Below are 21156 nucleotides of genomic sequence, written 5' to 3'. Positions count from 1 at the left end.
GAGCGGCTATGCACAGTTATGACTATTGGCTGATCCTCGCGTTTTTTGCGGTGGTCTTGCTGCCGGCGCCGTTCCTCGGGCGCTTCTACTACAAGGTGATGGAAGGTCAGCGCACCTGGCTGACGCCGGTTCTCGGCCCGGTCGAGCGCGGTTGCTATCGCATCGCCGGGGTCGACTCCGAGGCTGAGCAGAGCTGGCAGAAGTACACCCTGGCGCTGCTCGCGTTTAATCTCGCCGGTTTCCTGCTGCTGTTCGCGATTCTGTTGTTCCAGGATCACTTGCCGCTGAACCCGCAGAACCTGCCGGGACAGGAATGGACCCAAGCGTTCAACACCGCGGTCAGTTTCATGACCAACACCAACTGGCAGTCCTACAGCGGTGAAGCCACCCTCAGCTACCTGAGCCAGATGGTCGGTCTCACCGTGCAGAACTTCGTCAGCGCTGCCACCGGCCTCGCCGTGCTGGTTGCGTTGTGCCGTGGCATCGGCCGCAAGTCGACGAAAACCCTCGGCAACTTCTGGGTCGACATGACCCGCGCCACCCTCTACGGCTTGCTGCCACTGTGCCTGTTACTGGCGCTGTATCTGGTCTGGCAGGGCGTGCCGCAAACCTTCGCACAATATGTGAATGCCGTGACGATGCAAGGCGTTGATCAAGTGATTCCGCTCGGCCCGGCCGCCAGCCAGATTGCGATCAAGCAACTGGGCACCAACGGTGGTGGCTTCTTCGGCGTCAACTCGGCGCACCCGTTCGAGAACCCTTCCGCGTGGAGCAACTTGTTCGAAGTCGCTTCGATCATTCTGATCCCGGTGGCGCTGGTTTTCACTTTCGGTCACTACGTCAAAGACCTGCGCCAGAGCCGCGCGATCATCGCCTGCATGCTGGCGTTGTTCCTGATCGGCGGCGCGACCTCGCTGTGGGCCGAATATCAACCGAACCCGACTCTGAACAACGCAGCCGTCGAACAGACTGCGCCGCTGGAAGGCAAGGAAGCACGCTTCGGCACCACCGCCACCGTGCTGTGGTCGGTGACAACCACGGCGGCCTCGAACGGCTCGGTCAACGGCATGCACGACAGCCTCAACCCGCTCAGCGGCATGGTTGCGCTGGTCAACATGATGGTCGGCGAAGTGATCTTCGGCGGCGTCGGTGCCGGGCTCTACGGCATGTTGCTCAACGTGCTGATCGCGGTGTTTCTCGCCGGTCTGATGATCGGGCGTACGCCGGAATACCTCGGCAAGAAACTGCAGGCGCGGGAAGTGCAATTGCTGGTGGTGACCTTGCTGGTCATGCCGGTTGGCGTGCTGGTGCTCGGTGCGATTGCCGCCGCGGTTCCCAGTGCTGCGGCAACCATCAGCAACCCCGGCCCGCACGGTTTCAGCCAGTTGCTCTACGCCTACACCTCGGCCAGCGCCAACAACGGTTCGGCATTCGGTGGCCTGAGCGCCAACACCCCGTTCCACAATCTGATGCTGGGCCTGGGCATGTTGATCGGTCGCTTCGGTTACATCCTTCCGGTTCTGGCCTTGGCCGGCAGCCTGGCGATGAAGAAAACCGCGCCGATCGGCCAGAACAGCTTCCCGACCCATGGCCCGCTGTTCGTCACCCTGTTGACCGTGACCATTTTGCTGGTGGGCGGCCTGACCTTTCTGCCGACTCTGGCGCTCGGCCCGATTGCCGAACATTTAAGTATGGGCTTCTAAGGAATCCATCATGAATATGCACGTTCCTGCAAAACCTGCAGAGCCGACCAAGTCGGCAGAAGCACCGAAAACCGCGATCTCGGCCCTGTGGCGGCCGGCGCTGCTGCAAGCTTTCGTCAAGCTCGACCCTCGGCAGTTGAAGCGTTCGCCGGTGATGCTGGTGGTTGAGCTGACGGCGATTTTCACCACCGTGCTGTGCTTTATTCCCGATGCCGACGTGCCGACCTTCGTCGCCGCGCAAATCGCCCTGTGGCTGTGGTTCACCGTGCTGTTCGCCAACTTCGCCGAAGCCTTGGCCGAAGGTCGCGGCAAGGCCCGCGCCGACAGCCTCAAGGCTGGCAGCGAAGGCCTCAGCGCGCGACGCAAACTGGCCAACGGCAGCTTTCAAGTGGTGCCAGCCGCTAGCCTGCGCAAAGGCGATGTGGTGCGCGTCGAAGCCGGGGAGATGATCCCCGGTGACGGCGAAGTCATCGAAGGCATCGCAGCGGTCAACGAAGCGGCGATCACTGGTGAATCGGCGCCGGTGATTCGTGAGTCCGGCGGTGACCGTTCGGCTGTTACCGGCAATACACGACTGGTGTCCGACTGGCTGCTGGTGCAGATCACCGCCAACCCCGGTGAGTCCACTCTCGATCGCATGATCGCGCTGGTCGAAGGCGCCAAACGCCAGAAAACTCCGAACGAAGTGGCGCTGGATATCCTGCTGATCGGCCTGACCCTGATCTTCCTGCTGGTGGTCGTAACGCTGCAGCCATTCGCCCATTTCGCCAACGGCAGCCTGCCGCTGGTGTTTCTGGTGGCGTTGCTGGTCACGCTGATCCCGACCACCATTGGCGGTTTGCTGTCGGCGATCGGTATCGCCGGGATGGATCGTCTGGTGCGCCTCAATGTGATCGCCAAGTCCGGTCGCGCGGTGGAAGCGGCGGGCGACGTGCATGTGCTGTTGCTGGACAAGACCGGCACCATCACCTTCGGTAATCGTCGTTGCAGCGCGGTGTATGCCGCGCCGGGTGTGAGTGGTCGTGAGCTGGCCGAAGGTGCGTTGTTCGCTTCGCTGGCCGACGAAACCGCTGAAGGTAAATCCATCGTCGAATACCTGCGCGGTCTGCACCCACAGCCTGAGCCGGCGCTGGAAACCCTGACCGCTGTGCCGTTCAGCGCTGAAACCCGTTTGTCAGGTGTCGACTATCAGGGTCGTGTCTACCGCAAAGGCGCGGTGGATTCGCTGCTGAGTTTCCTCGGCCAGAAACGTTCGGATCTGGCTCCGGCACTGTCGCGGGAAATCGACAAGATTGCGCAGAGCGGCGGTACACCATTGCTGGTCTGCGCCGACGGTAAACTGCTTGGCGCGATCCACCTCAAGGACGTGGTCAAACCGGGCATTCGTGAGCGTTTTGCCGAACTGCGCAAACTCGGCATTCGCACCGTAATGGTCACCGGCGACAACCCGCTGACCGCCGCTGCCATTGCCGCTGAAGCAGGGGTCGATGACGTCCTCGCCGAAGCCACCCCGGAGAAAAAACTCGCACGCATTCGTCACGAACAAAACGACGGTCGCCTGGTCGCGATGTGCGGCGACGGCGCCAACGATGCCCCGGCGCTGGCCCAGGCTGACGTCGGCATGGCGATGAACGACGGCACACAAGCAGCACGCGAAGCGGCGAACATGGTCGACCTCGACAGCGACCCGACCAAGCTGCTCGACGTGGTGCAGATCGGCAAGGAATTGCTGGTGACCCGTGGTGCGTTGACGACGTTTTCCATCGCCAACGACGTCGCCAAATACTTCGCGATTCTGCCGGCGCTGTTCGCCTCTATTTATCCGCAACTGGGCGTGCTGAACATCATGCAGTTGACCAGTCCGCAGAGCGCGATTCTCTCGGCGATTGTCTTCAACGCCTTGATCATCGTCGTGCTGATTCCGCTGGCGCTGCGCGGTGTGCGGGTGCAGGCGGCGAGTGCGGCGGCGTTGTTGCGACGCAATCTGTTGATCTATGGATTGGGCGGGATTCTGGTGCCGTTCGTGGGGATCAAGGCGATCGACATGTTGCTCACGGCGCTGCATCTGGTGTGAGGCGGAAAAGAGCCCCTCACCCTAACCCTCTCCCGGAGGGAGAGGGGACTGACCGAGATGTTTACGGGAGCTGTACAGACCTGAAATCCCGAGCCGAACTCAGGTCTTGAACAGCACACAAATCGGCTCCCTTTCTCCCTCGCCCCCTCGGGGGAGAGGGTTGGGGTGAGGGGGAAAAGATCTCCCTGACACCCCACCAAAGTTTGCCCAACGAATTCGAGGATCTTGAAATGTCCACAATGATACGTCCGGCCCTGAGCCTGCTGGTGCTGATAACCCTGGTCACCGGCGTCGCCTATCCACTGGTGGTAACCGGCATTGCGCAAGTCGCCTTCCCCGCGCAAGCCAACGGCAGCCTGGTGCACGACGCCGACGGCAAAGTCCGCGGCTCGTCGCTGATCGCGCAGGATTTTGTCGGCGATGCGTGGTTCCACCCACGTCCCTCCGCCGGTGCGTTTGCTACGGTTTCCAGCAGCGCGAGCAATCTGGCACCGAGCAATCCGGCACTCGCCACGCGGGTGATCGATGAGGCCAACAAACTGCAGGTTCCCGGCCAGGGTCCGGTGCCGCTGGCGCTGCTGACCACTTCCGGCAGTGGCCTCGATCCACACTTGCCACCGGCAGCAATTGCCTATCAACTGGCGCGTGTCTCGGCAGCGCGAAATGTGCCGGTATCGACACTTCAGCAGCTGCTCGATGCGCATATCGAACAGCCGCTGGTGGGGCCGCCGGTGGTGAATGTGCTTGAGCTGAACATGGCACTGGAAAAACTCTGAATCCGCGGCGCGGCCATTCGCGAGCAGGCTCGCTCCCACAGGAATACGCATTCCAAATGTGGGAGCGAGCTTGCTCGCGAAGAGGTCATGACAGTCACCGCATAATCATCAGCAAGAGAGAACATCAAGCATGAGCGACTCCGGCCGCGCCGACGCGCTGTTAGCAGACCTGCCCCGTGACGGCCGTGGCCGCCTGAAGGTTTTCCTCGGCGCCGCACCCGGTGTCGGCAAGACTTACGCCATGCTTCAGGCTGCGCACACACAGCTGCGCCAAGGCGTGAAAGTTATTGCGGGCGTCGTCGAAACCCACGGCCGCGCTGAAACCGAAGCGCTGCTCGGCGGCCTGCCGCAGCAGCCGCTGGTACGCTCGGAATACCGTGGCGTGATGCTCGAAGAAATGGACCTCGACGGCCTCCTCGCGGCCAAGCCGAAGTTGGTGCTGGTCGATGAACTGGCACACAGCAATGCCCCCGGCAGTCGCCACGCGAAACGCTGGCAAGACATTCAGGAACTGCTCGCCGCCGGCATCGACGTGTTCACCACGGTCAACGTCCAGCACCTGGAAAGTCTCAATGATCAGGTGCGCGGCATCACCGGCGTGCAAGTGCGCGAAACCCTGCCGGACTGGGTGCTGCAAGAAGCTTACGAACTGCTGCTGATCGACCTGCCGCCGCGCGAATTGCTCGAGCGCTTGCGTGAAGGCAAGGTCTACGTGCCGGAGCAGGCGCGCGCGGCGATCGATGCGTTTTTCACCCAGACCAACCTCACCGCGTTGCGTGAGCTGGCGATGCAAACCGCCGCCGCGCAGGTCGATAACGATCTCGCCCAAGGCTATCGCCAGCTCGGTCAGGCCGCTCCGGCGGTGCGTGGGCGCTTGCTGGTCGGCGTCGATGGTGATGCGCAAGCCGAACGCCTCGTGCGCCATGCCAGTCGCGTCGCCCAGCGCCGGCATCTGCCGTGGAGTCTGGTGCATGTCGATAACGGTGCGGTGCGCGACGAGCAATCGCGTCTGCGCCTGCAAAGCGCTCAGCAATTGGCGGAGCGCCTCGGTGGTGAAGTGGTTTTGTTGCGCGCCGGTGAAGTGGCGAAAACCTTGGTCCAGCATGCTGCCGAGCGCCGTGCGAGTCTGGTGTTGGTCGGCCAGTCTCGGCCGAGTTGGCGTCGTCGACTGTTCGGTGGTGGCTTGGCGGCGCGTCTGTTGCGTCAAGCCCATGGGCTGGAAATCAACGTCCTCGACAATGATCATGAACACCCGCAGTCACGCCCGCGAAACCCGCTGACCCTGGTGTGGTTCGACTATGCGCTGGCGCTGTTCGCCACCGTGTTGGCCAGTGCTCTGGCGTGGGCGGTGTCGAGTGTGTTGCCACTGCCGAACATCTCGCTGGTGTTCCTCGCGGCCGTGTTGCTGGTCGCGGTGCGCAGCAGCCTCGGCCCGGCGCTGGCCTGCGCGGCGCTGTCGTTTCTGACCTACGATTTTCTGTTCATTCCGCCGAATTTCTCCTTCAGCATTCAGCGCGAAGAAGACGTGCTGACCCTGCTGTTTTTCCTGTTGATGGCGGCACTGACGGGCAACCTCGCGGCGCGTCAGCGTCGGCAGTTGCAGGCCTTGCGCGACACCCAGGAAGAAACCACCGAACTGCTCGACCTGTCGCGCAAACTCACCGCCGCGACCGATCGCCAAGCCGTGGTCAGCGCCGCCGCGCAACACCTCAACGGCTGGAGCGATCTGCAACTGTGCCTGCTCAATCGCGACGGCCAGGGCGGCTGGAAAGTCGAGACCGGCGGGCCGTTGGAGTTTACCGAGTCCGAGCGTGCCGCCGCCGACTGGGCCTGGCAGCACGATCAACCGGCGGGCATGGGCACCGGCACGTTGCCGTTCGGGCGTTGGTGGTGGTGGCCGCTGTCAGTCGAAGACGGGCCGCTGGCGTTGCTCGGTGTCTGCGCGAAAGAAGGCCAGACCTTGAGCGGGCAACGGCGGCGTTTGCTTACCGCGTTGAGTCAACCGTTGGCGCAAGCGCTGGCCCGTGCGCAATTGGCGGACGATCTGGAAGCCGCGCGCCTGCACGGTGAAACCGAACAACTGCGCAGTGCCTTGCTGGCCTCGGTATCTCACGACTTGCGCACGCCACTGACCGCCATGCGCGGCAGCATCGACAGCTTGCTCGCCCTCGGCGAAGCGATCCCGCTGGAGGATCGTCGTGAACTGCTCGAAGGCACTCGCGATGAAGCCGAACGCCTCGACCGCTACATTCAGAATCTGCTCGACATGACCCGGCTCGGCCACGGCGCGCTGAAGCTTGCGCGAGACTGGGTATCGCCGGCAGATATCGTCGGCAGTTCGCTCAATCGTCTGCGTGCGGTGTTGGCGCCACTGCAGGTCAGCACCGATGTACCGAGCGAGTTGCCGCTGTTGTTCGTGCATGCCGCGTTGATCGAACAGGCGCTGGTCAATGTGCTGGAAAACGCAGCGCGTTTCTCACCCGTTCACGGTCGCTTGCAACTCAGTGCGGGAGCGAATGACGAGGAGATTTTCTTCTCGGTCAGCGATGAAGGGCCGGGGATTCCCGAGGACGAGCGGGCGAAGATTTTCGACATGTTCTACACCGCTGCCCGGGGTGATCGCGGTGGCCAGGGCACCGGCCTGGGCCTGGCGATCTGTCAGGGCATGGTCGGTGCGCACGGCGGTCGTATCAGCGTCGCCGATGGCATCGACGGACGCGGCACCTGCATCACCTTGCACTTGCCGTTGCAGACGCAACCGGGGATGGACGATGAAGCCTGATTGCGACTGCGCTACTCTCTTGCCAATCATTTGTGTTGATGTGAATTCATGAGCCAGACCACGACCATTTTGGTCATCGACGACGAACCGCAGATCCGCAAATTCCTGCGCATCAGCCTCGCTTCCCAAGGCTACAAAGTGCTCGAGGCCGGCACCGGTACGGAAGGGTTGGCGCAGGCCGCGCTGAACAAACCGGACTTGCTGGTGCTCGACCTCGGCCTGCCGGACATGGACGGCCAGCAAGTGCTGCGCGAGTTTCGCGAATGGGCCACTGCGCCGGTGCTGGTGCTGTCGGTGCGCGCCAGCGAAGGGCAGAAAGTCCAGGCGCTGGATGGCGGCGCCAATGACTACGTGACCAAGCCGTTCGGCATTCAGGAATTCCTTGCTCGGGTCCGCGCGTTGTTACGTCAGGCGCCGGCGGGGGAGGCGCAGCAGGCGGCATTGAGTTTCGGCCCGTTGACGGTGGATCTGGCCTATCGGCGGGTGTTGCTCGATGGTGTCGAAGTGGCGTTGACCCGCAAGGAGTACGCGGTGCTGGCGCAACTGGCACGGCATCCGGGGCGGGTGATTACCCAGCAGCAATTGCTCAAGGATATCTGGGGGCCGACGCACACCGAAGACAGCCATTATCTGCGGATTGTGGTGGGGCATTTGCGCCAGAAACTGGCGGATGATCCGACGCGGCCGCGGTTTATCGTGACTGAGGCTGGGGTCGGGTATCGGCTATTGAGTGATATTGGCTGATCTGGCCTCTTCGCGAGCAGGCTCGCTCCCACACTGGATCTGCGTCGTTCACAAATCCCCTGTGGGAGCGAGCCTGCTCGCGAAGGCGGCCTTGAGACAACGGAGAGCTTCAAGGCTCTCTGCTCTGCTCACTGTCATACCGATCCAGCGTATCCCGCGCAATCTCGCGCCCCAACGCGATCAACTCCGGCGCTTTGTAAAATTCGAAAAACCGGCACACCCGCTTCGGTACGTTGATCAGGATATCCGGCGGATACCCGGCAATCTTGTACTGTGCCAGCGAGGTCTGCATCACCTCGAAACTCTGGTTGATCAAATCCAGCAGCGAGGCCGGCCCGACGTTATCGATGATGAACGAACCGGTCGCCGATTTCGGTGCGCCTTCACGCTCGGGCGCGGCGGCGGGTTGCTGGCTTTCCGGCTCGGCGCCTTCGAGCCAAGGGTTGATGGCTGCTGCTTCGGCGCGCAGCGCTTCCTGCTCGAGCCGTAATAATTGTTCGGCCTGTGTTCGGCGGAACGGCATCTTCGACCCCAGCGATCTGATCAAGTTGTCGAAGCGTGAGCGAAAAGCGGCGGGGCGCTGGATCACCGGCAATTTGTAGTGACGCTGGTTGGTCGAGTTGAGATTGACCGCGATGATCAGATCGCAGTGGCTCGACACCACCGGCACGATCGGCAACGGGTTGAGAATACCGCCGTCGACCAGCATGCGATTGCCTTGCATCACTGGCGTGAACAGACTCGGAATCGCCGCCGAGGCGCGCATCGCCTGATGCAGGCAGCCTTCCTGGAACCAGATTTCCTGTTGGTTGGTAAGGTCGGCGGCGACGGCGGTGTAGGGGATGCGCAAGTCTTCGATGTTGATCTCGCCGACGATCTTGCGGATCTGCCCGAAGACCTTTTCGCCGCGAATTGCGCCGAGGCGGAAACTCACGTCGACCAGCCTCAGCACATCCAGATAGTCGAGACTTTCGATCCAGTTCTTGTAAACGTCGAGTTTACCGGCGGCGTAGATCCCGCCGACTACCGCGCCCATCGAACACCCGGCAATGCAGGCGATGTCGTAACCGCGTCGTTCGATCTCTTCAATGACTCCGATATGGGCATAACCCCGGGCTCCACCGGAGCCCAGCACCAGTGCGACACGCTTTTTCATCAAAACTCCTCCCGACAAGGTTGCACAATGCACCCATCGTCGGGCTGGCTCAATCGCCGAGGTCGTTGAGTGCGCCGGTGACGTCGTTTTTTCGATACTGCATGACCCTTCGGCGCTATCCTTCTCAGTTGCGCGGTTTCACCCGCCGGCGAGGCACTTTTTCGCAGCCAAGCCGTCTTACCTGCACGACTGTTGACCTATTTTGAGGTGTGAGTGATGAAAGCCTGGATCTGTGTGCCGTTGATGGCTCTGGTATTGGCCGGTTGCGCCGGTAAAACCGCTTACCGCGACAGCTGCGGCAGTCAGCTCGACGCGGCCTGGCATGAGCTGGATCTGGCCAAGGCCGAAGGCTTTGCCGGCACCGTCAGCTACTCGAAGGCGTTGTCGCTGCTGACCGCCGCGAAGACCCAGCAGCAATTCGAGGGTTTCGAAGGTTGCAGCAAGAAGGCCGAGAAGGCGCGTTTCTACATTCGCGAATCCCGCGCCGGCCGCTAAGCTGCTGACGTGAAGCAAGGAGGCTGCGTTCGCTGGGCAGCAGAATGATCGTCAGAGCCATTTGAATCAGGAGCAAGTGATGTCTGCGTTGGTTGACCGGTTGGTGGCTCATGTCCTGAGTCTGGAGGTGCGTCTGTTGGCCTGTCAGGCGCGATTGACGGCACGCACCGACCCCGAAGCGTTGCATGATCTGCGCACTACGGTGCGGCGCTTGCGCAGCCTGTTGCGGCCATTGCGCGGCTTGCCAGGCGTCGAGCAACTGGAAGACGCCGCTTCGGCAGTCGGTCAATTGACCACGCCATGGCGTGATCGCGAGGTGTTGGCGGCTTATCTGCTCAAGCATGATCAACCCGAAGCGGCGCAACGACGCATGGCGCAAATGGCTGAGGCCTATCCGGCGCTGGCGGCGAGTGCCGAGGTCGCTTCGCTGTTGATGATCCTCGACGCTTTCCCGCGATTCCTGCGCGCTTCCCAGCGTCAGGGCTTGCTCAAGAGCTTGGACAAACGCATCGAAAAACGCCTGGGCAAGCAATGGCAGAAACTCGACGAAGCATTGCACGATCCTGCTCACGACCGTCATCGCTTGCGCTTGCTGATCAAACGCGTGCGCTACGGCATCGAAGCCTATCCCGAACTGGATCGCTTGCCCGAAACGGCGCTGGCGCGATTGAAATCGGCCCAAGGCGCGTTGGGTGACTGGCACGATTGCTGGCAGTGGTTGGCGAAGGCTGAGCTGGAGGCTGATCTGCAGCCTTGTGTCGCCACTTGGCAGGCGACCATGATCAACGCCGAAGCGAAGGCTGATCGCGTGCTGGAAAAACTCAGTTCAGCCTGTTTCAAATAATCCTGAATCACCACAAATCCCCTGTAGGAGTGAGCCTGCTCGCGATAGCGGTCTGACATTCAACAACTGTGTTGGCTGTCAGACCGCTATCGCGAGCAGGCTCACTCCTACAAGGGATCTTCAATGTGGCGGATATAGGTGTAAGGCCTTTCTGTCAGTCTCTTTGACCGGAATAGACGCTGCGGCGCTCTGCAGGTCTGGTTAAGATCGCTGCATTCCTTTCTCGTTTTCTGAGGTTGCCATGCGCTTTAGCGATCTGCTCGAGGCGGTCCGCCGCCAACCGGAATTGACAATTCCTGCCGAATGGGGTCAGGGCCGTGCCAGTTTCGGTGGTCTGGTTGCCGCGCTGCAATACGAAGCCATGCGCGCGAAAGTGCCGGCGGATCGCCCGGTGCGTTCGCTGGCAATTACCTTCGTCGGCCCGGTCGAGCCGGAAGTCCCGGTGAGCTTCGAAGTGGAGGTGCTGCGCGAAGGCAAAGCCGTCAGCCAGGTCATGGGCCGGGCGATGCAGAATGGTCAGGTGGTGACCATCGTCCAAGGCAGTTTCGGTGCCTCGCGGCCGTCGGAGGTTGCCGTCGAAGCGTATCCGGCGCCGGCAATGAAACACTGGGACGAATGCCAGGAGCTGCCTTACATCAAAGGTGTGACCCCGGAATTCATGCGTCATCTGGCGATGCGTTGGAGTGTCGGTGGGATGCCGTTCACCGGCAATCAATCGCGTTTGATGGGAGGCTGGGTGCGGTTACGCGGCGATGTCAAAGAAGAGCCGGTCAACGAGGCGCATCTGCTGGCCTTGGTAGATGCGTGGCCGCCCGCGCTGTTGCCGTATCTGAAGAAGCCTGCACCGGGCAGCACGCTGACCTGGACCATCGAATTTGTGCAGCCGCTACACGATTTGAGCACGCTGGACTGGTGCCAATACCTGGCCGACATCGAGTACGCCGCCGACGGCTACGGCCATGTCGCCGCCAAGTTGTGGAGCGCGGAAGGTGAATTGATTGCGATGAGTCGCCAGACCGTCACGATTTTCGCCTGACTCAATGCCGACGGTGGCGCTCACGCCAGGCGCGCCACCAGCCGCCACTGAGAAAGAAACGCGGGAAGGTCAGGAACTGCTCGACCAGTAACCGCGAGACGGCATCTTTACGATCACTGAACGGCTCGGAGGCTTGCGCCTCCAGGCTGTGGCCATGACGCTGCAAACCCAGCGCCGCGATGATGCCAATCACGCCGATGGCCACACTGGCCAGGCTCAGGCTGAACACCCCGGAGACGATCAGCAGAAACGCGACGATAAACAACGGCACGGCGATCAGGTGCAACACCAGATTGGTCGGGTGCTGATGATTGCCCGGGTACGCGCGCCATTGCCATGCGGGAAGGTTGGGGTGACGTTTGCCCATGTTTTCTACTCCTCGATCCATGTTGAACTCATGGTTGAAGAATAGGCCCGGGCGCGGAGGGCGGCGAATCAAGGTTGGCTATTGGCATCATAGGGATTATGGACAAAAAAGATCGCAGCCTTCGGCAGCTCCTACATTGAAATGCGTACACCTGTAGGAGCTGCCGAAGGCTGCGATCTTTTGATCTTCAGAGTTTCAACTGACCTATGGCCTTGCTCAGTTCCCCAGCCAACGTCGCCAATTCATTACTGGTCGTCGCCGAATCCACAGTCTGCTGCACCGTGTTCTCGGTCACATCGCGAATGCTCACCACCGCCCGGTTCATCTCTTCGGCAACCTGGCTTTGCTGCTCCGCCGCCACGGCAATCTGCGTATTGCTTTCACGCATCTGCGCCACCGCCCCGGTGATTTCCGCCAGCGCCTCGCCGGCCTCTTGCGCCTGCTGCACGCAATCGTCGGCCTTGTACGAACTCTCCTGCATGAAGTCCACCGCATCGCGGGTGCCGGCCTGCAACGCCGAGACCATGGTGGTGATCTCGTCAGTCGAAGTCTGTACTCGTTTGGCCAGATTGCGCACTTCATCGGCGACCACTGCAAAACCGCGGCCCATCTCACCGGCACGGGCCGCTTCAATCGCAGCGTTCAACGCCAATAGATTGGTCTGCTCGGCAATGCTGTGAATCACGCTGACCACGCCATTAATTTTTTGACTGTCTTCGGCCAGCCGTTGAATCATCTCGGCGGTCTGCTGCACACCGCTGGAGAGCCCGGCAATCGAGTGCTGTACTCGCGCGACCACTTGCTGACCTCTGCCGGCGAGACCATCGGCGGTCTGCGACAGGTCGCGGGTGGCGCCGGCGTGTTGGGCGATGTGATAAACCGTGGCGGTCATTTCATTGATCGCGGTAGCGGCCTGATCGGTTTCGCTCTGCTGGCCGAGCATGCCGTTACGCACTTCGTTCATGCTCGACGCCAGCCGCGCCGCACCGACATCCAGTTGCCGTGCGGTGTTGGCCACGGTGCTGACAACGCGCTGATAACCGGCCTGCATCGCGTTGAACGCATTGGCCATCTGCCCGACTTCATCTTTGCCCGCCAATGGCACTCGGGCCGAGAGATCACCGCTTTTTTCGACGTGGAGCATCACGTCTTTCAAGGTGTTGAGCTGGCTGAGCAGGAAGCGGATCAACAGTTGCGAGGCACACAGCATGGCGAACATCAGGATGAACACCGCCACTGCGTAATTGGCGAAACGCTCGCTGAACACCTGACTCAGGCTCGGGCCGTAGGCAATCACCGCGACCTGCTGGCCATCGGCGCGGCTGAACACTTCGGCGCCCATCAATGGGTTGTCGCCGAACAGCGGCAGGTGATTGATTTCGTTCCAGCCGTTGCTTTCCGTGATTTCCAGCAAGGGTTGATCATTCAGGCGCGGTGCTTCGCCGTGTTTGAAGGTCAGCACCTGATCGGCTTTAGGCAATGGCTGCCCGGCCGGCCAAGCCTTGAGCAGTTGTGCCTGGGCTTGCGCCGAGGCCAGTGACGCGTGACTGCGCGCCTGTTGTTCGAGCTGCACGGCGTACAGCACCAGCAGCAGGGTAGTGACGAAGGCGACCGCATTGACCGCCCAGAATTTGTATTTCAGCGAGATATTGCTAAGCCAGGCACCCATGGAGGTCTTCTCTGATAGCGGAAACAGTTTTGGCAAGGTGCCATTATTGTGCCGCTATGCAGATCTGCGGATCTTGATATGAGTCAACAGGGCGCATTATTCCCCCTGTGGGAGCGAGCCTGCTCGCGAAGAGGGCGTGTCAGCCAACATCATTGCCATCTGAACCACCGCTTTCGCGAACAGGCTCGCTCCCACAAGGAAATTCTGCTGTGTCAGGAGAGGGCGGGGAGGTTGTAGAACGCGCGGGCGCACGCGGTGGTGTGCGCTGCCAGATCTTCCTCGGTTTCGCCACGATGCAACGCCACTTCGCGCAGTACTTCGGTCAGATAGGCCGGTTCATTGCGCCCGTTCTTCGGTTTCGGTCGCAGGGTGCGCGGCAGCAGATAAGGCGCGTCACTTTCCAGCATCAAGCGCCCGCGTTTGATCTCTTTCACCAGCGGATGCAAATGCGTGCCCCGGCGCTCATCACAGATCCAGCCGGTGATGCCGATGTGCAGATCCAGGTCGAGATAGCTGAACAAGGCTTTTTGCTCGCCGGTGAAGCAATGCACCACCGCGGCGGGCAGTTGATCGCGGAAGCCTTTGAGGATTTCCAGCAAACGCTGGCTGGCATCGCGCTCGTGCAGGAACACCGGCAATTGCAGTTCAACGGCCAAGGCCAAATGCTCTTCGAGGACTCTTTCCTGCTGCGGGCGCGGCGAGAAATCACGGTTGAAATCGAGACCGCATTCACCCACGGCAACGACGTTTTTCTCTTGCAGCAGGCTGCGCAAACGACGGGCACTGTCGGTGTTCCAGTCACTGGCCGAATGCGGGTGAATACCGGCGGTGGCGAACAGCCGTTGACCGCTCTCATCCAGTTGCTGGCACAGCTCCAGAGCCTGTTCGCTGCCCTCGACGCTGGTACCGGTCAGCACCAGTTGGCAAACCCCGGCGGCATAGGCGCGATCAAGCACGGCCTGGTGTTTGTCGGCGAAACTGGGGTTGGTCAGGTTGACGCCGATATCGATGAGTTGCATGGTTGCTACCTCGGGCCGAAGGCCGGAAAGCATACCAGAGCTGTAGATTCATAAGAAAAGCCAAGAACTACAACGAGTTATAGCTGTCTTTTGATGCCGCGACGCAGCCCGGTTTGGCAGAAGTGCCATTACTGTGCCAGTCTCTCGCACTTTGCCAGCGCTCCAAGCGCTCTGTTTTCGTCGGTGATTTCGATCTTTCAGGGATGAAATTGCCCCGTATTCTTTCCGGAGAGTGGATGGTTCGTCCCTCGGTTTTGCTGCTGTTGTGTGGATCGTTACTGCTGCCGATGACGGCGGTTGCGCGCCTGCCCGGGCCGCTGCAAGCCGTGCCGGCCGCCAAGGTGCGCGACCTGTCCGAGATCCGCAGCAGCCGCGTGTTGCGCGTGCTGGTCAATCAGAGCCGCAACAGCTCCGGTGAAGTTCAGGGTCAGGCCATCGGCGTCGAATACCATCGCCTGCGTGCCTTCGAGCAATACCTCAACGGCCACGCCCGCGATGGCCAGCAACTTACCCTCAAAATCATTCCCAAAGCCAAGGATCAACTGCTCGGCGCCTTGCAGCGTGGCGAAGGTGATCTGGTCGCGCCGGGCGAATTGCTCGATCTGCAATCTGGCTATGCGGTGGCCAGCAGCGAACCGATCGCCAGCAACGTGCCGCTGGTGTTGGTCGGGATCAAGGGTGAGCGGCGCTACACCAAAGTCGAGCAGCTCTCCGGCAAAACCCTGGCGTTGCCGACCGGCAGTGCGGCGGGGGAGGCGGTCAGTCAGCTCAACCAGAAACTGGCGCTGCACAAACTGGCGCCGATCAAGATTGAGTGGGTTGATCCGACGCTGGCGGTCGAAGATGTGCTGGAGATGGTTCAGGGCGGGATTTTCCATCTGACTATCGTCGAGCAACCCATCGCCGAACGCTGGGGCAAGATTCTGCCGAAATTGCGTTTTGACCGGCAACTGATGATCAGCGAGCCGGGCGAGGAATACTGGTTTGTACGCCGGGATGCTGCGATGTTGCGCGCGAGCATTGACCGCTTCCTCGGTGGTTACAAGAAACCGTCCAACGAAGATGCCGCGTTTCTGCGCATCTATCGCCGTCTCTATCAAGTCCACTATCCATTGGCCAAGGCTGACCGCCAGCGCCTGGAAAAACTGCGCCCGACCCTGCAAAAGCACGCCCAGGCGCAGAACATGGACTGGCTCAATCTGGCCGCACTGGCGTTCAAGGAATCACGCCTGCAACCCAATGCCCGCAGCGGCAGTGGCCCGACCGGGCTGATGCAGATCACGCCTTCCGCCGCTCAGCGAGTCGGCGTGAGCAACATTCAGAATCTCGATGCGAATGTGCAGGCCGGGGCCAAATATCTGGCGATGATCCGCCGCAAGTTCTTCAACAGCCCCAAGCTCAATGAGCGCGAGCGCATGGCCTTTACCTTGGCGGCCTACAACATCGGCCCCGAGCGCGTGCAGGGCATGCGCGCTGAGGCCCGGCGGCGTGGGTTGAACCCTAATCAGTGGTTCTTCCAGGTCGAGCGCATCGCCATGGAGCAGGTGGGAATGGGGCCGGTCAGCTATGTTAATAGCGTGAACAAGTATTACTTGGCGTTCGACCGGGAGCGGGAGTCGTTGGAGCCCGGGGCGCAAAAAGTCGTCTCACGGAAATGATCTAATAAACTGATTGTTATGGCGGAATATTTGCGCTTTTAACATGAAATTTACTGATTAATATAGCGGCCAACCAACACACACAACTTCTCGCAAAACAAGGAATGCCCCATGAGCTCTCTGATCAACAAAGTACTGTTCACCCGCGCCGGCTACGGTCTGACCATCCTGCGCATCGCTGTCGGCGTGATCTTCGCGGCGCACGGTTCGCAAAAGCTTTTCGGACTGTTCGGTGGTTATGGTCTGGCAGGTACGGCGCAGTACATGGACAGCATTGGTCTGCACCCGGGCTACCTGATGGCGACCCTGGCTGGCGGCACTGAGTTCTTCGCCGGCCTGGCCTTGATCATCGGCCTGCTGGTGCGTCCGGCGGCATTGGGTCTGACTTTCCTGTCGCTGGTGGCGATCTTCACCGTACACATCAGCAACGGTCTGTTTATGGCCAACAACGGTTACGAGTTCGCTCTCGCCCTGCTCGGTGGCAGCCTCGCTGTACTGATCGAAGGCGCCGGCAAGCTCTCGGTGGACCGCGCCATCGCCGGTTAAGCGCTCTGGCTCAAGGAAAAGGCCCGCATTGTGCGGGCCTTTTTTGTTGCGGCTGATTCTTGACACTGATCGGTCACGTTCTCTAGGATGTTGCCCATGCGCCGATTTAAACAGCTACTTGCGGGGCGCCAGGTGACTTCAACAGTTGCCGTCAGAAGCCGGAACAGGGCTTCGAAATACCGCTAAAGCGCTGGTTCGGTGTTGCCTCTCACCTGCCATGCAGACTTTTGAGGCAGAGACACGACACGATGAATGCACTACGCCCTCCAGCACGTCCCGCGCCGATCACTGCGCATATCACTCAACGCAACCCGAAAATCCTCCTTGGCGGCAAACATCAGCCGACGCTGTTGCGTTATCTCGATGGCTGGCCACGTCGCAGCGGCGGTCCTGCCGCGTTCCTGATCCAGTTCGTTGAAGACGGCGAGTCGCTGGCGCGTTTCGCCACTGACAGTTTTGATCTGGCAGTGATTCAGGCCCCGACTGCCGAAGATGCACCAGAGATGATCAAACAACTGGTCCGCGTTGCGCGGCAGGGCCTGATCACTCGCCGCTGATACGCTTTACGGATAGTCGATGGCGACGATGTAAACGAACTGTTCACCAGTCGGAGTCTGCACCCGGACTTCTGCATCCAGCGCCTTGCCGATCAAGGCGCGGGCCAGTGGTGAGTCGATGCTGATCAGGCCCAGTTTCAGATCCAGTTCATCCGGGCCGACGATGCGGTAGCGCGATTGCTTGCCGTCTTCGTCTTCGATGGTCACCCAGGCGCCGAAGTAGACTTTGTTCGGATCACTGGGTTTTTCGCTGACGACCTTGAGCGCTTCCAGGCGTTTGGTCAGAAAGCGCACGCGACTGTCGATCTCGCGCAGCATCTTCTTGCCGTAGGTGTATTCGGCGTTCTCCGAGCGATCACCCTGAGCCGCCGCTTCGCTGACCGATTGCGTCACCTGCGGACGGCGCACATGCCACAGCTCATGAAATTCGGCACGCATCCGCGCTTCACCCTCAGGGGTGATCAACGCGGTGCCGGCGGGGCGTGGAGGGCGATAACGGCTCATGGCAACTTCTTGTGATTAAGACCGACTGAGTCTATCAACCCTCACGCAACACTGTCAGTGGACTTGCGTTGAGTGCCCGGCGCGTACCGAACACGCCGGCGCCACCAATCAGCGCGGCGCCAATCAACGGCAGCACCAACAACCACGGATGCGGATGCCACGGCAGATCGAACGCATAGCGATACAACACCAGACTCACCACTTCCGAGCCGATCGCTGCGAGCAAGCCGCTGACCGCCCCGAGCAAGCCGAACTCGATGCGCCGCGCCTTGATCAGCAACTGCCGCTCCGCACCCAGGGCACGCAACAGCGCACCTTGGCGAATACGTTCATCGAGCGTCGACTGCAAGCCGGAAAACAGCACGGCCATGCCCGCTGCCAAAACAAACAACAACACATATTCGACCGCCAGGGTGACTTGGGCGAGGATGCTGCGCAGTTGTTCCAGCAGCGCTTCGACCTGAAGAATGGTCACTGCCGGGAACGTGCGTGACAGTTCGACGATCTGCTGATCATGACCTGGCGCCAGATAGAAGCTGGTCAGGTAAGTCGCCGGCAGATCCTTCAGCGTGCCGGGCTGAAAGATCATGAAGAAGTTCGGCTGGAAGTTGTCCCAGTTGATCTCACGCAGGCTGGTGACCTTCGCTTCACGATTGACCCCGCCGACGCTGAACACCATGTGATCGCCGAGTTTGAGCTTGAGGCTTTCGGCGACTTTGCCTTCCACCGATACGCCGGGAACATCGTCGGTCGGCTGATCCTTCCACCATTCACCCGAAGTGAGCTTGTTGCCCGCCGGTAAGTCAGCGGCCCAAGTCAGACTCAAATCTCTTTGAACGGCGCGATCGCCGGCCGAATCCTTGCTGACGATTTGCTGCACGGCTTCACCGTTGATGCTGAGCAATCGCCCCGGCACCACCGGATACAGTGGCGCGGCTTGCGCGGACACTTTGATCAGATGATCGGTGAACGCCTGTTTGTCTGCCGGCAGGATGTTCAGAGCAAAGTAGTTCGGCGCATTTTTCGGCAACTGGTTTTGCCAGGTGTCGAGCAGTTCGCCGCGCAGCAGGGCGATCAAGGCCATCGACAACAGAATCAGACCGAATGCCAACGACTGACCGGCCGCTGCCAACGGATGGCGCAGCAACTGGCCCAGACCCAACCGCCACGGCAGCGAGGCACGGGCGAGCATCCGCCGCAGGCTTTGCAGCAGCAACAGCAGCAAGCCGCCCAAAAGCAACGCGGCGACCACGCCACCACCGAGCAGGGCGAACGTCAGCAGCAGATCCAGACTCAGGCGCCACATGATCAGGCCGAGCGCACCCAAGGCTGCGCCGTAAACCATCCAGGTACTCGACGGGATGGGCAACATGTCCCGGCGCAGCACACGCAGCGGCGGCACGCGGCCCAGCGCAGCCAGCGGCGGCAAGGCGAAACCGGCCAATGCGACCAGCCCGGTGCCGATCCCGGCGATGGCTGGAAACAGACCGCCCGGAGGGACGTCGGTTGGCAGCAAGTCATGTAGCAGGGCGAACAAGCCCAACTGCGCGAGCCAGCCGAGCAATGCGCCACTGAGTGCGGCGAGCAGGCCGAGCACGGTCAGCTGCAAACTGAACAGCACCATGGTTTCCCGCCGCGACAATCCGAGGCAGCGCAGCAAGGCACTTGCGTCGAAGCGGCGACTGGCGAAACGGTTGGCCGACAACGCCACCGCGACCCCGGCCAGCAGCACGGCGACCAGACTGGCCATGTTCAGATAGCGCTCGGCTTTGCCCAGTGCACCGCCAATCTGCCGGTTGCCATCGCGGGCGTCCTGAATCCGCTGGTTGGCGGCGAGCCCGGGTTTGATCAGTTGCCGATAGGTTTCCAGTGCCTGTGGTTCGCCGCGCCAAAGTTCGCGGTAACTCACGCGGCTGCCGGGTTGCACCACGCCGGTGGCGGCGAGGTCGTCGAGGTTGATCATGACCCGCGGCGTGAGGCTATAGAAGTTGCCGGCGCGATCCGGTTCGTAGGTCAGCACGCGCGCCAGTTTCAACGTCTTCATGCCGACATCGATGCTGTCGCCGATCTTCAGATCCAGTGCGGTCAGCAGGCGTGCCTCGACCCAGGCTTCGCCGGGTTGCGGTTCATCGCCAGTTTCTTCGGTGGCGAAAGGCGCTGGCGCGCTCTTCAGTTCGCCGCGTAGCGGATAGGCGCGGTCGACGGCTTTGATGCTCGACAGCTGAATGCCGTTGTCGGTGGCGATGACACTGGAAAACTCCACCACTTGCGCGTGATTCAGGCGCAGCTCAGTACCACTCCTGATCTGTTCTTCACGGGCCGGAGAGCTGCCTTCGAGAACCAGATCGGCGCCGAGAAATTCAGTCGCGCGCAGCATCATGGCGCCGTTCAGGCGGGCGCCGAAATAGCCGATGGCGGTACTCGCCGCCACCGCCACGACCAAAGCGAAAAACAACACGCGCAATTCCCCGGCGCGGGCATCGCGCATGAGTTGGCGAATGGCGAGACTGAACAGGCGCAACAGCGGCAAACGTGCCATCAAGGCTCCAGGGGGGCGACCAACAGCCCGGCTTCAAGACGGATCAGGCGCCGGCAGCGATGGGCCAGGCGTTCGTCGTGGGTCACCAGCACCAGGGTGGTGCCGCGTTCCTTGTTCAACTCGAAAAGCAGATCGCTGATGCGCTCGCCGGTGTGGCTGTCGAGGTTGCCGGTGGGTTCGTCGGCGAACAGCACGTCAGGCTCGGCAGCAAAGGCACGGGCAATCGCCACACGCTGTTGTTCGCCACCAGAGAGTTGGCGCGGTGAATGCGTCAGGCGTTGGCCGAGGCCGACGCGCTGGAGCAATTCGGTTGCACGCTCGCGCGCATCTTTGCGGCCATCAAGTTCCAGCGGCAGCATGACGTTTTCCAGCGCATTGAGGCTGTCGAGCAACTGGAACGACTGGAAGACGAAACCGACATGCTCGGCACGAATGCGTGCGCGCTGGTCTTCGTCGAGATTGCTCAGGCCCTGGCCGGCGAGAATGACTTCGCCACTGCTCGGCAGATCGAGACCGGCGAGCAAGCCGAGGAGGGTGGATTTACCCGAACCGGACGCGCCGACGATGGCCAGGCTGTCGCCCTTGTTCAGTTCCAGGCTGAGTTCGTGCAGGATAGTCAGTTCACCTTCCGCGCTGGGAACCACTTTGCTGAGGTTCTTCGCGGTGAGAATGCTTGCGCCCATGGAG

At 61.2% G+C, this 21156-nt stretch carries 18 protein-coding genes; 11 read left to right on the top strand and 7 right to left on the bottom strand.

The genetic code is table 11. From position 1 onward, the window contains the following. Positions 1 to 8: 8 nt before the first annotated feature. The 5 genes from kdpA (at position 9) to CKW17_RS15380 (ending at position 8079) form a co-directional block, all read left to right on the top strand. Positions 9 to 1703, top strand: a complete 1695-nt coding sequence (gene kdpA, locus CKW17_RS15400) for a potassium-transporting ATPase subunit KdpA (protein WP_095120496.1) — start codon at positions 9 to 11, stop codon at positions 1701 to 1703. 10 nt (positions 1704 to 1713) lie between these two features. Beyond that, positions 1714 to 3777 (top strand): potassium-transporting ATPase subunit KdpB, encoded by a 2064-nt coding sequence (gene kdpB / locus CKW17_RS15395; protein ID WP_095120495.1) that lies wholly within the window; start codon positions 1714 to 1716, stop codon positions 3775 to 3777. A 230-nt stretch (positions 3778 to 4007) separates the two neighbouring features. Beyond that, positions 4008 to 4553, top strand: a complete 546-nt coding sequence (gene kdpC / locus CKW17_RS15390; protein ID WP_095120494.1) for a potassium-transporting ATPase subunit KdpC — start codon at positions 4008 to 4010, stop codon at positions 4551 to 4553. Between the two features lie 130 nt (positions 4554 to 4683). Further along, positions 4684 to 7335 (top strand): sensor histidine kinase KdpD, encoded by a 2652-nt coding sequence (locus CKW17_RS15385; protein WP_095120493.1) that lies wholly within the window; start codon positions 4684 to 4686, stop codon positions 7333 to 7335. Between the two features lie 48 nt (positions 7336 to 7383). Further along, positions 7384 to 8079, top strand: a complete 696-nt coding sequence (locus tag CKW17_RS15380) for a response regulator (protein WP_095120492.1) — start codon at positions 7384 to 7386, stop codon at positions 8077 to 8079. A 109-nt stretch (positions 8080 to 8188) separates the two neighbouring features. On the opposite strand, the gene CKW17_RS15375 is transcribed toward CKW17_RS15380, so the two are convergent. Further along, positions 8189 to 9235 carry a patatin-like phospholipase family protein gene (locus tag CKW17_RS15375; protein ID WP_095120491.1) on the bottom strand — a complete coding sequence of 349 codons (1047 nt, stop codon included), beginning with the start codon at positions 9233 to 9235 and terminating at the stop codon, positions 8189 to 8191. 216 nt (positions 9236 to 9451) lie between these two features. Between CKW17_RS15375 and CKW17_RS15370 the strand changes: the two genes are divergently transcribed. The 3 genes from CKW17_RS15370 to CKW17_RS15360 all read left to right on the top strand — a co-directional run bounded on the left by CKW17_RS15370 (position 9452) and on the right by CKW17_RS15360 (position 11610). Further along, positions 9452 to 9730 carry a hypothetical protein gene (locus CKW17_RS15370; protein ID WP_016770894.1) on the top strand — a complete coding sequence of 93 codons (279 nt, stop codon included), beginning with the start codon at positions 9452 to 9454 and terminating at the stop codon, positions 9728 to 9730. Positions 9731 to 9809: 79 nt separating this feature from the next. After that, a complete protein-coding gene (locus CKW17_RS15365) occupies positions 9810 to 10574 on the top strand; it encodes a CHAD domain-containing protein (protein ID WP_095120490.1) in 765 nt (254 codons plus the stop codon). Between the two features lie 241 nt (positions 10575 to 10815). Continuing rightward, complete coding sequence (locus CKW17_RS15360) at positions 10816 to 11610, top strand: acyl-CoA thioesterase II (protein WP_095120489.1); 795 nt, start codon at positions 10816 to 10818, stop codon at positions 11608 to 11610. Between the two features lies 1 nt (position 11611). Here CKW17_RS15360 and CKW17_RS15355 read toward each other — a convergent pair whose 3' ends face one another. From CKW17_RS15355 to CKW17_RS15345, 3 genes are all read right to left on the bottom strand, one after another. Then, positions 11612 to 11977, bottom strand: a complete 366-nt coding sequence (locus tag CKW17_RS15355; protein ID WP_034155260.1) for a terminase — start codon at positions 11975 to 11977, stop codon at positions 11612 to 11614. Between the two features lie 187 nt (positions 11978 to 12164). Further along, positions 12165 to 13646 (bottom strand): methyl-accepting chemotaxis protein, encoded by a 1482-nt coding sequence (locus tag CKW17_RS15350; protein WP_095120488.1) that lies wholly within the window; start codon positions 13644 to 13646, stop codon positions 12165 to 12167. Between the two features lie 212 nt (positions 13647 to 13858). Further along, complete coding sequence (locus CKW17_RS15345) at positions 13859 to 14665, bottom strand: TatD family hydrolase (protein WP_095120487.1); 807 nt, start codon at positions 14663 to 14665, stop codon at positions 13859 to 13861. A 236-nt stretch (positions 14666 to 14901) separates the two neighbouring features. Here CKW17_RS15345 and CKW17_RS15340 point away from each other — a divergent pair, with 236 nt between their 5' ends. The 3 genes from CKW17_RS15340 (at position 14902) to CKW17_RS15330 (ending at position 17426) form a co-directional block, all read left to right on the top strand. Continuing rightward, on the top strand, positions 14902 to 16323 hold the full coding sequence (locus CKW17_RS15340) for a transglycosylase SLT domain-containing protein (protein WP_095120486.1): 1422 nt from the start codon (positions 14902 to 14904) through the stop codon (positions 16321 to 16323). A gap of 111 nt (positions 16324 to 16434) precedes the next feature. Beyond that, positions 16435 to 16869 carry a DoxX family protein gene (locus tag CKW17_RS15335; protein WP_007908568.1) on the top strand — a complete coding sequence of 145 codons (435 nt, stop codon included), beginning with the start codon at positions 16435 to 16437 and terminating at the stop codon, positions 16867 to 16869. Between the two features lie 248 nt (positions 16870 to 17117). Continuing rightward, positions 17118 to 17426, top strand: coding sequence for a hypothetical protein (locus tag CKW17_RS15330; protein ID WP_077573983.1), 309 nt, complete (start codon positions 17118 to 17120; stop codon positions 17424 to 17426). Between the two features lie 6 nt (positions 17427 to 17432). Here CKW17_RS15330 and greB read toward each other — a convergent pair whose 3' ends face one another. Genes greB through CKW17_RS15315 form a run of 3 tightly spaced genes read right to left on the bottom strand, consistent with a single transcriptional unit; the run spans position 17433 to position 21152 of the window. Continuing rightward, positions 17433 to 17930 (bottom strand): transcription elongation factor GreB, encoded by a 498-nt coding sequence (gene greB, locus CKW17_RS15325; RefSeq protein WP_016985509.1) that lies wholly within the window; start codon positions 17928 to 17930, stop codon positions 17433 to 17435. A 34-nt stretch (positions 17931 to 17964) separates the two neighbouring features. Beyond that, complete coding sequence (locus tag CKW17_RS15320; protein ID WP_095120485.1) at positions 17965 to 20469, bottom strand: ABC transporter permease; 2505 nt, start codon at positions 20467 to 20469, stop codon at positions 17965 to 17967. Continuing rightward, positions 20469 to 21152, bottom strand: a complete 684-nt coding sequence (locus tag CKW17_RS15315) for an ABC transporter ATP-binding protein (protein WP_007908572.1) — start codon at positions 21150 to 21152, stop codon at positions 20469 to 20471. The genes CKW17_RS15320 and CKW17_RS15315 overlap by 1 nt, the downstream gene beginning before the upstream one ends. Between the last annotated feature and the right edge of the window lie 4 nt (positions 21153 to 21156).

This window comes from Pseudomonas sp. Irchel s3f10, from assembly GCF_900187515.1.
Classification (GTDB): Bacteria; Pseudomonadota; Gammaproteobacteria; order Pseudomonadales; family Pseudomonadaceae; genus Aquipseudomonas; species Aquipseudomonas tensinigenes.
The sequence above is the reverse complement of the archived record's forward strand: the minus strand, read 5'-3'. Positions and strand labels throughout refer to the sequence as shown.

Bases quoted from the DNA above. Each gene is read 5' to 3' on its own strand.
- CKW17_RS15360 (WP_095120489.1), top strand. From the start codon at position 10,816: ATGCGCTTTAGCGATCTGCTCGAGGCGGTCCGCCGCCAACCGGAATTG.
- CKW17_RS15350 (WP_095120488.1), bottom strand. From the start codon at position 13,646: ATGGGTGCCTGGCTTAGCAATATCTCGCTGAAATACAAATTCTGGGCG.
- kdpC (WP_095120494.1), top strand. From the start codon at position 4,008: ATGTCCACAATGATACGTCCGGCCCTGAGCCTGCTGGTGCTGATAACC.
- CKW17_RS15380 (WP_095120492.1), top strand. From the start codon at position 7,384: ATGAGCCAGACCACGACCATTTTGGTCATCGACGACGAACCGCAGATC.
- kdpA (WP_095120496.1), top strand. From the start codon at position 9: ATGCACAGTTATGACTATTGGCTGATCCTCGCGTTTTTTGCGGTGGTC.
- CKW17_RS15345 (WP_095120487.1), bottom strand. From the start codon at position 14,665: ATGCAACTCATCGATATCGGCGTCAACCTGACCAACCCCAGTTTCGCC.
- CKW17_RS15365 (WP_095120490.1), top strand. From the start codon at position 9,810: ATGTCTGCGTTGGTTGACCGGTTGGTGGCTCATGTCCTGAGTCTGGAG.
- CKW17_RS15375 (WP_095120491.1), bottom strand. From the start codon at position 9,235: ATGAAAAAGCGTGTCGCACTGGTGCTGGGCTCCGGTGGAGCCCGGGGT.
- kdpB (WP_095120495.1), top strand. From the start codon at position 1,714: ATGAATATGCACGTTCCTGCAAAACCTGCAGAGCCGACCAAGTCGGCA.
- CKW17_RS15330 (WP_077573983.1), top strand. From the start codon at position 17,118: ATGAATGCACTACGCCCTCCAGCACGTCCCGCGCCGATCACTGCGCAT.
- CKW17_RS15315 (WP_007908572.1), bottom strand. From the start codon at position 21,152: ATGGGCGCAAGCATTCTCACCGCGAAGAACCTCAGCAAAGTGGTTCCC.
- CKW17_RS15385 (WP_095120493.1), top strand. From the start codon at position 4,684: ATGAGCGACTCCGGCCGCGCCGACGCGCTGTTAGCAGACCTGCCCCGT.
- greB (WP_016985509.1), bottom strand. From the start codon at position 17,930: ATGAGCCGTTATCGCCCTCCACGCCCCGCCGGCACCGCGTTGATCACC.
- CKW17_RS15320 (WP_095120485.1), bottom strand. From the start codon at position 20,469: ATGGCACGTTTGCCGCTGTTGCGCCTGTTCAGTCTCGCCATTCGCCAA.
- CKW17_RS15335 (WP_007908568.1), top strand. From the start codon at position 16,435: ATGAGCTCTCTGATCAACAAAGTACTGTTCACCCGCGCCGGCTACGGT.
- CKW17_RS15355 (WP_034155260.1), bottom strand. From the start codon at position 11,977: ATGGGCAAACGTCACCCCAACCTTCCCGCATGGCAATGGCGCGCGTAC.
- CKW17_RS15370 (WP_016770894.1), top strand. From the start codon at position 9,452: ATGAAAGCCTGGATCTGTGTGCCGTTGATGGCTCTGGTATTGGCCGGT.
- CKW17_RS15340 (WP_095120486.1), top strand. From the start codon at position 14,902: ATGGTTCGTCCCTCGGTTTTGCTGCTGTTGTGTGGATCGTTACTGCTG.